The sequence below is a fragment of the Synergistaceae bacterium genome (assembly GCA_017444345.1).
Classification (GTDB): domain Bacteria; phylum Synergistota; class Synergistia; order Synergistales; family Aminobacteriaceae; genus JAFUXM01.
Genome location: JAFSWW010000031.1, coordinates 1 through 12,976 on the forward strand (window position 1 = coordinate 1; position 12,976 = coordinate 12,976).

The window sequence follows — 12,976 nt, forward strand, 5'->3', positions numbered from 1 at the left end:
CGCAATTATACGAGGGGGGGGGGGGGGTATTGTCAATAGCTGAATTTATGCAATTTTTCACGAACTCGTAATATAATAATAAAAAATTTAACAGGAGGCTTCATATAATGAAAGCTCATACAATAGCACGGCATTATTTCTTTCTTGTTATATTGATTCTTGCGATGATTTTAGGCGCAGTTACGGGATATGTGTATCCTGATTTTGCGAAAAGTATTTCATTTCTAGGGACTATATTTATCCGTATGATGTTCTGTATAGTTGTGCCGATGGTGTTCGCTTCTATATCGGGAGCAGTGGCCGGCACCGGGAGTCTTAAGCGTTCAGGCAAAATTATTTGGACGACAATAATAACGTTTATAATAACCGGAGCAGTTGCAGCAATAATTTATTTTTCTCTTGTCATGGTATTCCCGCCCGTCTTGAAAGCATGGACAAATATAGCGCGTGAAGAAATCGGGAGTTATGCGAGTCTTACTCAATTAGTAACTAACTTTTTCACAGTTGATGACTTTATAGGACTCTTGAGTCGCCGGGCAATGCTGCCTTTAATAATTTTCTCGTTATTATTCGGATTCTCTGTGAACTTGAGCGGACAAGCCGGTGAACCTGTAAAAAAATTTCTTGAGAGCCTGACAACCGTAATGCTTAAATTTGTGAATATAATTACATATTATGCTCCTGTAGCGTTTTTTGCCATATTTGCGGATTTAGTAGCGACTTACGGGCCTCAGATTTCAGAATCATATGCGAGGGCGTTATTATTATATTATCCTGTGTGCTTTATTTATATATTCACAGCTTGGCCTATCATGGCATTTATCGGAGGCGGAAGCAAGGGAGTCCGCGAAATGTTTGCGCATATAACTGGTCCGGCTGTAGTCTCGCTTGGTACGTGTTCGAGCATTGCTACAATTCCTACAAATATGGAAGCCGCAGCAAGTACAGGAATTCCCAAGGACGTATCAGATATAGTATTGCCCTTAGGAGCTACGATGCATATGGACGGCTCGTGTTTTTCCTGCGTGTTAAAAATTGCGTTCGTAATGGGAGTATTAGGGCAGCCTTTAACATGGGCGGATTTGCCGTTAATAGTTCTCGTTGCTGTGTTCTCTTCAGTGGGAATGAGCGGAGTTCCCGGCGGCGGCTATATAGGCGAGTATATAATCTGCTCGTTATTCTTTGCGAATTACATGGAATTAGCATTCCCGATTTTAGTAGCGATAGGGAATCTTGTAGATCCACCGGCTACGATGATAAACGCGGCTGGCGATTATGTAGTGTCATTCATAGTGTCTAGATTCGTTGACGGTCCTGACTGGATCAAGAGAGCATAAAAAATTTTCAAGCCCGGTTATTATTTAATAGCTGGGCTTTGCTTGTCATTATAAGATTTTTGCGAATTACCCGGCAAATTTTATCAGTGCTTAGGCGAAATATATATAATTACTATAAAAAATTTATTTACTATTCAGGAGGTTATATAACTCATGAGAATATATTTTTGCTTAGGCTCGAATCTGGGCGACAGGGTTAAGAATTTGCGGGATTCAGTGAGAGAACTTGCTACACTGGGACGAATAATAAAATCAAGTGCTATATACGAGACTCCGGCATGGGGAGGCGTAATTCAACCCGATTATTTGAATGCCTGCATATTACTAGAGAGTTATTCACAGCAAGAACCCAGCGAAATATTAACGCGAATAAAATTTTTTGAGTCAAAACTTGGCCGCTTGCCTTCAGTGAGATGGGGAGCTCGGAAAATTGATATAGATATATTATTAATTGACGATTTAATATATAACACGCCTGAATTAAATATCCCGCATATAAATTTGCATAATAGATTATTTGTGCTTGTGCCGTTAAGAGAGATTTTGCCGGAAAGCTGGACTCACCCGTTAAGTAATAAAACTATTTCAGAATTAATTGACCCGTTACGCAACAAAGACGCATGGCCGCTCAGAATTACGGAATTATAAAGCAATAAAAATTTTTTATCTGATATAATATTTCTCAGAGAAAGCCCCGGATGAATTGCAGGGCTCATCGTCCGACGGGGAGCCGCCCTGTAGAATCGAGGTGTTATTTCGTGGCTAACAAGGCTAGTAAACACACCGAAAATGAACAGCGGCGAGACATCCTTGACCGGGTTTCACATCTTGCCGCTGCGATTTTTTGGGTTGTAAGGCTTGTCCTTTTGTTATGGGACAGGTTTGCTCGATAAAAAAAGCTTAACTTGCTAAGTTTTTAAGGGGTTCAGCTAACTTCCTTCGCTCCCCATATATTCTATATTTCTTACTTATAATTATAGCACACGCAAATAATAATATATAATCCGGTCAAAATTGTTATATAATACGCGAAAAATTTAACATGAATAACAGGAGCGGAAAATTTCTTTCATGATGTCAGCATTTATATTAGTGCCTTTGCTAGTTTGTATTTATGAGATATTGAGCTTGATATTGCCGTTAAAAATTTCTTTATCGTCAAAAATTGTGTGTGCTTGTATATTACTGGCTGGGCTTGCGAAAACTTTTTTATATCGCAGGACTCAAACTGGACTGGATTTATACGAGCTGCCATATGCTTTAAATTTAATTTTGTCGATTATATTTAATTTTATAGTTATAGCGTTATTCTTGATTCTGGCAAAAGATTTAATATTTCTAGTGTGCAGATTTATAATTAAATGCAAATTCCCGGCTCATCATGTTTCATTATTTGTATTATCGATTGCGATTTGCGCGGCTTTATACGGGACTTATGAGGGCTTGAGAGTTCCCGATGTAAATATTCATGAAGTCAAAATTAAGGGACTCGGTCAAGATTTAGACGGCTTAAAAATTGCTATGCTTGTAGACATTCACGCGGATCAATTAAGCAATAAAAATTTTGTGAGTTCAATTACAGCAAGAACTAACGCATTGAGTCCGGATATAATATTAATCCCCGGCGATTTCGTTGACGGTCAAGTTGAATCAAGAAGTGCAGACGTTGAGCCTTTAAAAAATTTGCGCGCTAAGTTCGGAGTCTATGCTGCAACGGGGAATCATGAATATTATTTTGATTTAGCGGGCTGGCTTGAGTATATAAAATCACTGGGAATAAAATTTTTAGAAAACGAGAATATTATAATCAAATCAGGAGATTCGCAAATTATAATCGCAGGAGTCCCCGATCAGACAAGCGGCAATCATAATGTTTCACTCGCACTGCAAAATATTCCCGAAAACTCGCCTATTATCTTAATGGATCACAGACCGAGCGAGGCACGAGAAAACGCAAAATATAATATCGCCCTGCAGTTATCAGGCCACACTCACGGCGGACAAATGCCGGGATTAAAATATTTAGTAGCTCGTGCAAATAGGGGCTTTGTGCGAGGCTGGTATGAAATCGATAACATGAAATTATACGTCAGCCCGGGGACTTCTCAATGGAACGGATTCAGCGCGAGATTATTAGACCCGTCGGAAATTACGTTATTAATTTTGCGTGATGATTTATAATTTAAGAGAGTAATTTTATTTATAGGAGGTCAATTAATGGGAAGATTTGCAAGTAATTTTATTAAATTCAAGAATTCATTGCGAGAAAGGGGAGTACATAAAACTTTTATCCGCGCTTTAAAAAAAGTATCCGGCATTCTTGACTGTGAAGAAGGAGTCGAGACCCTTTATTATTTCTTGAATCATTATGTCGATATTACGAAATTGCCGCCTGCAACGGGAGATTTAAGAAAGCTGCAATTATGTGACGCAGTATTATTATCAATTTTTGATGCTATTTGCGAAAAACAGGGCTGGCAGTACTGGCTTTCATGGGGGACTCTTCTCGGAGCAGTTAGACATAAAGGCTTTATCCCGTGGGATGATGATTTAGATATTTGCATGACTAGAGAGGACTATAACAAAGCATGTAATAAATTACCGGAGATTCTTGCTTCATTCGGTTCAGATTCGCTTCATTGCAATACGAGTGCCGCCTGTATTGGACTAGGTTATGAACACTCAAAGACGGGCATATGGTGCGATATATTTCCTACAGATAAAATTTACGCAGAATCAGAAAATGATAATGCCTTAATTTCACGAATCTATAAATATAAAAAATTTTACGCGAAGAAGGGCAAAAATTTATCGCCTGCTGAACTTGATTCGGCACGCTCACAAATCATTAATTATACTGGGGGGGGGTATGCACTGCATTCCGTAGAGTTTTCCATTAAGCCTTTGATTTGCAAATTTGATATTATATTCCCCCTCACTAAAATCGAATTTGAAGGCTATAAATTAAGTTCTCCCTGTGATTCTCATCAATATTTGACAAAAGAATACGGCGATTATATGCAATTCCCTAAAAACGGCGTTGAACATCATGGCGGCGACACAAGACCCCCGCTCCGTGAATGGGCATCAAGAAGCGGAGTCAATATGGACGAAGTATTAGAAAAGTTAAAGGCAATAGAAAAATTTTTCAGGTCTTAATTATTATTTATCGGAGTAATTCTCAAAGTTCCCGGATTCGTGTACGTAACAAGTGCTACAGTTCCGGGGACTGATCTGATATATTTTCTTTCTGTGTAATCAACCGGGACGGAGTTAGACTCTTTTCCTGATGAGTGCCCGGCAGCCAGTCCCGCAGCATATTCAAGAATATTTTTTTTGCTTGATTCTAGTTCCGAGCGTCTTACACCTTTTATAATTACATGAGCCCCCGGCATTTCGTGAGCATGAAGCCAAATATCTTCAGGTCTAGCAAGTTTAAATGTTACGTGTCTATTTCCGCGCGCAGAGAGTCCCACTAAAATATTTATGCCGTCATAATTTATGCTTAAGAACGGGGGGATTTCAGGCGATTTCTTTCTCGGCTTGCTAAATTTTTTATTATTATCAGGTGTGAGCCATTCTGTTAGATCTTTCACGGACTCGTTAAAATTTTCAGGGTCATTAATTGAATCAAGTAAGGCGTGCTGCTCCTGTAACTCTTGAATCGCAGAATTTATTGACTCAAGATTTGATTTAATTTCGTCGGGATTTCCTTTTGCTTTGCGGTAACGTTTAAAATATTTTTCCGCATTTCTTGACGGCGATAAATCAGGATCTAGCGCGATTTCTAAATTATTCCCTTCCCAGTCAGTGAGATTTATATTTGCTGCACGTTTAGGAATCTCGTAAATATGAGTTAATATAGCTTCACCTTTGAGTCTAAAAATTTCGGCATCATGGCATTCTTTGAGCTGCTTAATTAGTCCGTCCCTGTGTCTTTCTCGTGATTTTACAGCACGTTTTAATTTCGAGTCGATCTCGTGTAGAACTTTTTCGCGGCCCTTACGCAATAACGGAATTAATACACCGTGCCGAGCTGCTTTTATTGAGTCAGGACTCAAATTTACGGCCTCGTCAAAATCAAAATCTATGCGAGTTAAATAATTATTTTTCTTGATTAGCTTGCAATTTACTTGTGAAGATTCACTAACTAGCTTTAACAGTGCCGAGTGCCAAGAAATAGGCTCATGTTCTGCCCAGTGAGATTGAATCAAACGCGCTAAGGGTCTGCCTATACCTGAAATATTTTGCAAGTCTTCAAATTTTATAATATTGCTTTCAGAGTCAGTGAGTGAAATTCCTTCAAAGACTGGGGGCGGAGTGTAAGAATGTCCGGGCAAAATCGTTCTATATCTATTAATATCGGGTGTAGAATGTCTTGCTGCCTCGTCAATCTTGCGCGAATCATCAAGAATCAAAAAATTTGCTACAGGTTCCGTAATTTCGAGAACTAAATAATAATTCACGCTCAAACCTGCAGAGACCCGCCGTTTAGCTGCAAATTCAAGAATTCTATCACGGTTTAATTGCTTGACTGAATAAACTTCGCCGCCGTGCATTAATCGACTCTTGAGAGCCTCGGCCATTTGTGTACGACCTGAAGAGATCTCTCGCAACGCGTTTATTTCGCCCTGAGTCGCCTCACAGATTCCCGCAGCTCCTGATGTCCACGAAAAAAGCAGCCATCTTTCATTAGAAATCTTCAAAGCTGCCCAAGTGTCTCCGCCTTCTATGCGGTTAACCCGCAGGGGTAATATATCACGTAATGCCCCCGCGAGTCCCGTTATAAATTCTGGTCCAAATGCCATTATTTATATTTACCTCAATATGCTTAAAATTGTATTAGTCTGTAATTGATTCGATTGCGCTAACATTGCACTATTAGCCTGCATTAAAATCTGCATCTTAGTGTATTCTAATAATTCGCTGGCGTAATCAGTATCACGAATCCGGCTATTAGCTGAAATTAACGCTTCTGTCTCGTCCGTGAGATTCCCTAAATGATGTTCGAGCCTGTTTTGTGCCGCTCCTAATTTTGCTTGCTGCATTGAGACTTTATCTATAGCCTTGTCAATTAAGTCAAGAGATTTTGCCGCTCTCTCACGACTCATAACATTTACTCCGTTAAGGCCAAGCGCGTCCGAGCTCATATCACCGAGAGATAATATAACGTCTTCTCCCTCGCCTGCTCCAGTCTGAAATATCATAGTGTTATCGGCCAAGTGCAAAACTATATCAGTTCCGGAATTTCCTGTAGTGCTCGTTATTGAATAATTGCCGGTTGACTCGCTCCACGCTGCCTGAAGTCCCATCATTGAGTCAAATTCGACATCTACATTTTTGTGAACTACTCCGACTAAGCGGTTACCGGTTATATTTACGTTTTGTGCGATAATTGCCCCGTCGTGAGCGTCAATCACGTCAATATTATATGTCGATTCTTTTGATTCGCGAATAGTATTCAGTGATAAAGCGTTTAATAATTCTTCACTGCCTGATATGCTTATCTCACCTTTTGAGCCAGTAAGAGCCGAACGAATCACAAGAGTCCCTGCGACTGACTCCGCGCCCGTTTTAGCACCTTCTGTGAAAGTTACGAATTTGCCCGCGTCATCAACATATTTTGCTTGGCCGAGTCCTACAGCAACAGCAGTATTTAATTTCTTGACTAGGTCATTTACTGTGTCATTGCCGTAAATCATGACTCTTGCTTGAGTCCCGTCGCCTTGTGTCAACGTCAATTCTTGAGGCTGTTGTAATAAATAATTCCCCTCAGAGTCCCAGAATTTATCTATATCGCGCAATTGTGTATTCTTGTCGGCAATTCGTCCCGTATAAGCTGCCTTAAAACTTGCTAATGAGGTTTCATTGCTTGTGTCAAGTTGTCCGCCTGAAGCAGCACTCTTAAATTCTAAACCTGTAGAAAGTGTTATAGTTCCTTCTGTTACTTCACCGGAGCGGGAATTCAAGAAATAATTATTGAAGCGAATTTCTTTATTATTATTATTGCTGCCGTTGAGAATATAATTAAGAGTGTTCCCGTTGAATGGGCTGCCAGTCCATCCGTTTGGATCTTGGCTGTTCCCTGTGCCTGAGATATTTACGCCTATTACGTCCGAGCCTAAATCTTGAGCACTGACATTAACGACAAATTTTGCGCCTTCCTGAACATAAGAAATTCCATTCAAGCCGACAGTTAAAGAATCATTGCCGAACATTGAGCCGAGATTTACAGATTCGCCGCCGTCAGTGAGTAATATATTATCAATTGAAGATTTATAGCTCGTGCCGTCTTGAGATAAAATATTGGCCGAAGCACTCAACGTAACAAGCCCGTTCACGCTGTCAACACTCTTGACTTCAAATAAAATGCTGGCGTTGTCCTTGAGTCCTGAACTGCTTTCAACTGTGAAGACATTTTCAGCAGAAATATTATTAGTGCTCGTTGAAGTAATTTCAGAAGCAGGAGAATTAATAACGCCTTCACCCTCGTAGGAAATTTTCAGCCCGCGTGGATTTGCGCCCCCGCTCGTTAAAGTCAATGATGTAATATCATCGCCCGTTATAGTGATTCCCTTTTGTGAGGCTGAATTCTTTATCTCGTCAAGGACTCCCGCCCAGTTTTGCCCGTTCGAGTCAGTGCCTCCGTTGAAATATGCCGCTTGAGTCGCCGCGTCCGCCGAGTCAGTCCCGAAAATATTCGCGCTGTTAGTGCTCCAAATTTCTACACCGTCATTTGTTGAAATCGTGATTTTATTTACGGGAATATTTACATCGTTAAAAGTTGCTGCTATTGACTCAGTTGTATAAGTGCCTCCGACTCCCTGTGAGCCTGTAATAATTGCTTCTGACGCTTGAGCCTCCGCGAGTGTTAATGAATAAGTCCCAGCCGGTATAGAATTTGCTTCTACATTTTTGACTCCTGCTGAAGTATTCAGGCTTTTATCGCTGATTGAGTCCTCATGCTTAATCTTGAGAATGTTAGATTTTTGCGTTTGAGCTTGGCCGGCTTGAGCTTTGACAGAAATTTTATAATTCCCATCTAGCGCGTATTTTTGCCCGAATTGATCAATTGAACGAATACCCCCGTTAATTACGGCTTTAACTTGCTTGTCTGTACTGCTCCAGAGAACGGCATTATCTCCGCTTAAAATTTTTTTCCGGTTAAATTGAGTCGTATTAGCGAGCCTTGTTATCTCGTCCCGAATCTCGTTAATTTCGACCTGAATATAACTTCTATCTTGCTGAGTCAAAACGTCATTAGCAGCCTGAACTGATAATTCACGCATACGCATTAGCATTGAATTTGTCTGCTCAAGTGCACCCGACGCGGTTTGTATGAGGCTTATTCCGTCCTGAGTGTTATATAATGCCTTCTCCATGCCGAAAATACGGGATCTCATTGTTTCACTGATTGCAAGCCCGGCCGTATTGTCAACATCGGCAATTTTTGTGCGTAATCCCGTCGATAACTTCTCAAGTGAACGCTTCATAGCGAGTGAATTTCGCATCATTATTCTTTGTCCCATTAAAGAAGTTATATCGTGATTCATAATCATTGACATTCTAAATCATCACCTTCCTTGTGTGAAAAATTATCATCCCTGAAAAATTGTCCCCCGCCTTAACTTGTAATTGCCTGCTACTGCGGGGGAATATTCTATAATTTCATGTCGAGTAAATTCAAGCCCGACTTATTTAAAAATTTTTCGCGAATCTTTCTTACAAGACTCACGACTTTATCCGGCGGAAACTTGCGAATTATTGTCCCGTCCGAGCTGTTTATCACACTGACCTGAACTATATCAGCGTCATCTATAATATCATACTTGAGATAACGCATTTCAGAGGCCTTATCAAGCACTTCACTTTTTGCCTTGTCAGCTAACTGTTCGAGCTTTGTTTGCTGCCTTGTCTGCCGCGATTTATCATCAGAAATTTTTTTCTCGTTATTATTCTGTCTATGTTCGGGCAATTCCGCGCCTGCATTTCCAAGTATACGAGTCTTTATGACCTGACGCTGATGTTCTGCCGCAGCTGATTGAGTAAAAGCCGGAGGGGTATAATCCAGCTTCATAGATCAACCACCTGCTTCCGTTTGTTGTGTGCTGCCTCAAGATTAATATTATTATGCGCAAATTATTTATTATATAAACATAAATATGAAAAAAGGGAAGAGAGCTGCCCCCCTTCCCCCGTAAATTGCGCAATAAATTAAAATTGTCCTGAAGACTTCACAGATTAACGGATCAGGCTAAGGACGTTCTGCGGCTGCTGGTTAGCTTGTGCGAGCATTGAGTTACCAGCCTGAAGCATGATATTCAACTTCGTGAAGTTCATCATTTCCTTCGCCATGTCTGTATCGCGGATTCTGGACTCGGCACTGGTCAAGTTCTCGCTTGCCGTTGTCAAGTTGTTGGCCGTGTACTCTAATCTGTTCTGATAGGCTCCGAGATTGGCTCTCTGGGTCGAAACTTTATCGATAGCGTTATCAATAATAGTGATTGAGCGTGCTGCTCTGTCATGGCTCATTACGTTAACGCCGTCAAGTCCGAGCGCGTGAGATCTCATGTCGCCGATGTTCATGGCCATATCTTCGCCCTCATTTGCGCCGATCTGCAATACTGTTGTGTTGTCTGCAATATGCAGCGTGGTCTCCTGAGTTGATGACGAATACACAAACTTGTTGAGCTTGCTGTTCCATGACGCGTTAATGCCCTTCAGCGAGCTGAACTCGATATCAACGTTCTTGTCGATTAAGCCGTGAGCTACGTTACCGGTTACTTTCACGTTTGATGCGATTGTCTCGCCGGTGTGTGCGTTGCTTACGTCAACAGTAAATGTTGTCTCGGTTGCCTTCTGAATCGTGTTCAGTGAAAGCGCATTAAGAATGTTCTCATCGCCTGAAAGGGTGATCTCGCCCTCTTTGCCGGGAACTGCCGAGCGGATTAAGAACGTGCCTTCTACTGCCTCTGAATCTGTTGTAGCACCATTGACAAATGTTACAAATTTTGTAGCGTCGTCAACATATTGTGCCTGTCCAAGTCCCGTAGCGACTGCATTATTGAGCTTCTTTGCTACATCTCCGAGTGTGTCATATCCATAGAGCGTAACATTTGCTGTCTTGCCGTCTGCCTGATTGAGGGTGATCGTCTTCGCATCGTCAAGCATGAATACGCCCTCAGAGTTCCAGAACTTATCAAGATCGCGGAGTTTAACATCGTCTGTAGCAACTTTTCCGATATAAGCGGCATCGAAACTTGACAGTATTGTCTCATCTGCCAGAGTATTAAGTGCTCCGTTAGTATTCTTAAATGTGCTGTCAGTTGACATCTTAATGTCGCCAAGTTCAGCAACACCCGTTTTTTCATTCAGGAAATAAGACTTCAAATGAATATCAGTGTTCGATACCAAATCAGCATTAAGATTGTAATTAAGGGAATTGCCGTTGAACGGGCCGCCGTCCCATTTCTCTTCCCAGCTGCTGTCCATTATACCGTCGACTTGAATAGCCATATCAGGCGTAACATTATCGCTTTGTGCAGAAACGAAATAGACAAATTTTGCACCGTCACTAATTGCACCAATTCCGGCACTTCCAAGTGTTATTGTAGCTGAGTCTGTAGAATCGCCGCCAAATATCTGCGTCAGAGCTACACTATTTCCGCTAGAAGCTGAAAGAACGATATTATCCTGTGTGGCTGTCGTAGATACACCATTCTGAGAAAGAATGCTTGCTGTAGCCTTAAGAGTTACAGTCTGGTTAACTGCATTGACATCGGTAACCTCGAAAAGAATACTGGCGTTATCCTGAACAGCAGTCCCGGATGCATCTAATGCAAACGCATCGGTTGGAGGTACATATGTGGGAGTAGTTCCATATGCAATAGTACCTGTCGTAGGATTGCCGGAGTCTCCGCCGCCCTCATATACGATCTTGATACCTGGTGCAACTGAACCGTCATTAGTTATAGCAGTAAATGTTACTTGATCGCTATCTGCGGCAAATGTAGTTGTGAGGTTAATACCCTTCTGTCTTGCAGCTGTTATGATCTCATCTGCAACCCCTGCAAATGTACGGCCTGTATCAGAGTCGTCACCGCCGGCAAAATAAGTCCCTTGAGTGCTGCCAGTTACAGGAGATCCATTAGAACCGAAAATGTCAGCACCTGATGTTGACCAAATTTCCACGCCGTCTGTTGTCTGAACGCTAATTTTTGTAACGGGTGCAGTTGTTTGATTTAACGTTGTGCCTGTTGTTGTCGTTGTGCTGGTATATCCGCCGAGACCATAAGAACCGGTAAGTACGGGATCATCTGTCTGAAGTGCGTTACGATAAGTGAGTGTATAGCTGCCTGCTGCTACGTTATCGACAGCAACATCTTTAACGCCTGCGTCAGTATTAACGGACTTATTCATTACGACATTATCATGTTTAACTTTCATGATGTCTGACTTCTGAACTTCGCCCTGACCGGGATCTGCTTTTACGCGGATTTTGTAGTTGCCTTCAACAGAAACTTTCTGGCCGAACTGGTCAGTAGTACGGAGACCGCCGTTAATGATTGCCTTTGTCTCGTTGTCGTCGCTGCTCCAAAGTGCTGCTGCCTCGCCGTTAAGCAATTTTTTCTTGTTGAACTGGGTAGTGTTGCCGATTCTGGTGATTTCTTCGTTGAGCTGATCGATTTCAACCTGAATATAGCTTCTATCCTGTTGTGTTAAAGTGTCGTTTGCTGCCTGAACAGAAAGTTCGCGCATTCTCTGAAGTATTGAATGAGTCTCACTGAGTGCGCCTTCAGCTGTCTGAATTAAGCTGATACCGTCTTGAGTGTTGGCGACTGCTTTGTCGAGTCCTCTAATCTGTGCGCGCATTTTCTCGGATATTGCGAGTCCTGCTGCGTCGTCTGCGGCTGAATTGATACGAAGACCGCTAGAAAGTTTTGCGATTGACTTCTGCAGAGCGTTACTTGTGTTATTAACGATATTGTAACTCTGTAAAGCCGGTATATTGTGATTAATTACCATTGACATGGTTACAAACCTCCTTGTAAATTATAAAATGTCTCTTGCCTTCCATGTGTAAGAGACTGCCTAAAAATTTTTGCCTTCTCACATGATTCAGGCCTTCACTAATATGAACACTCGCGCCGGTTCTGTTAATGCTGTCTTAACCAGTGAGTCGGGCGTGCGCTTTGTTGCCTTATGCCCTGATTGCTGGGCTTTTTCCTTCTTACATTCACATTGTCGGTGCGTAGGTGAAAGGACTTTAGCGCGGGGAGAAAATTTTTTATGCTAAAATATTTCATTAGGGAGTCTTCCGTGATTTTTGCGGAATGGGATTCGCCCGGGTACATTTCCGGAGGCCTGATCTTCAGGTTGAAGGAGGTGAAAGCTGATGAGTAAAATAATAAAGCTCGTTAAGGCCGTTACAGACCTTATCCGAGCACTTGTAGCTTTTAGTCATACGTATTAGAGCTTATGCTTGAGACGGGACTTGCATTCCCGATTAAGCGGCTCTAGTTTCATTCAACGTCTGAGCTCCCCAGACGGTTTTATTATACACTATTTTATATTAACACATGATAAAATAATTTGCGGGGGAGTTCCTCGTGAAGTTTGCGAGGGAGGCCGCCGAAGGG

The 12,976-nt window shown here is 41.7% G+C and carries 8 protein-coding genes; 4 read left to right on the forward strand and 4 right to left on the reverse strand.

Going from position 1 to position 12,976, the window contains the following annotated elements; genetic code table 11:
- The first annotated feature begins 104 nt into the window (after positions 1-104).
- The 4 genes from IJS99_01810 to IJS99_01825 all read left to right on the forward strand — a co-directional run bounded on the left by IJS99_01810 (position 105) and on the right by IJS99_01825 (position 4,496).
- Complete coding sequence (locus IJS99_01810) at positions 105-1,337, forward strand: dicarboxylate/amino acid:cation symporter (protein ID MBQ7560556.1); 1,233 nt, start codon at positions 105-107, stop codon at positions 1,335-1,337.
- Between the two features lie 153 nt (positions 1,338-1,490).
- Positions 1,491-1,985, forward strand: a complete 495-nt coding sequence (folK, locus tag IJS99_01815; protein ID MBQ7560557.1) for a 2-amino-4-hydroxy-6-hydroxymethyldihydropteridine diphosphokinase — start codon at positions 1,491-1,493, stop codon at positions 1,983-1,985.
- Between the two features lie 423 nt (positions 1,986-2,408).
- The gene (locus IJS99_01820) at positions 2,409-3,518 is read left to right on the forward strand and encodes a metallophosphoesterase (protein ID MBQ7560558.1); all 1,110 of its coding nucleotides are present in this window, start codon (positions 2,409-2,411) and stop codon (positions 3,516-3,518) included.
- Between the two features lie 36 nt (positions 3,519-3,554).
- Entirely contained in the window at positions 3,555-4,496 is a 942-nt protein-coding gene (locus IJS99_01825; protein MBQ7560559.1) for a LicD family protein, read from the forward strand.
- On the opposite strand, the gene IJS99_01830 is transcribed toward IJS99_01825, so the two are convergent.
- The 4 genes from IJS99_01830 to IJS99_01845 all read right to left on the reverse strand — a co-directional run bounded on the left by IJS99_01830 (position 4,493) and on the right by IJS99_01845 (position 12,362).
- The gene (locus tag IJS99_01830; protein MBQ7560560.1) at positions 4,493-6,145 is read right to left on the reverse strand and encodes an NFACT family protein; all 1,653 of its coding nucleotides are present in this window, start codon (positions 6,143-6,145) and stop codon (positions 4,493-4,495) included. The genes IJS99_01825 and IJS99_01830 overlap by 4 nt on opposite strands.
- A 9-nt stretch (positions 6,146-6,154) precedes the next feature.
- Positions 6,155-8,902: a flagellin gene (locus tag IJS99_01835; protein MBQ7560561.1), complete on the reverse strand. Its 2,748-nt coding sequence runs from the start codon at positions 8,900-8,902 to the stop codon at positions 6,155-6,157.
- Between the two features lie 95 nt (positions 8,903-8,997).
- Positions 8,998-9,414 (reverse strand): flagellar protein FlaG, encoded by a 417-nt coding sequence (locus IJS99_01840; GenBank protein MBQ7560562.1) that lies wholly within the window; start codon positions 9,412-9,414, stop codon positions 8,998-9,000.
- A gap of 164 nt (positions 9,415-9,578) precedes the next feature.
- Positions 9,579-12,362: a flagellin gene (locus tag IJS99_01845; protein ID MBQ7560563.1), complete on the reverse strand. Its 2,784-nt coding sequence runs from the start codon at positions 12,360-12,362 to the stop codon at positions 9,579-9,581.
- Positions 12,363-12,976: the final 614 nt, after the last annotated feature.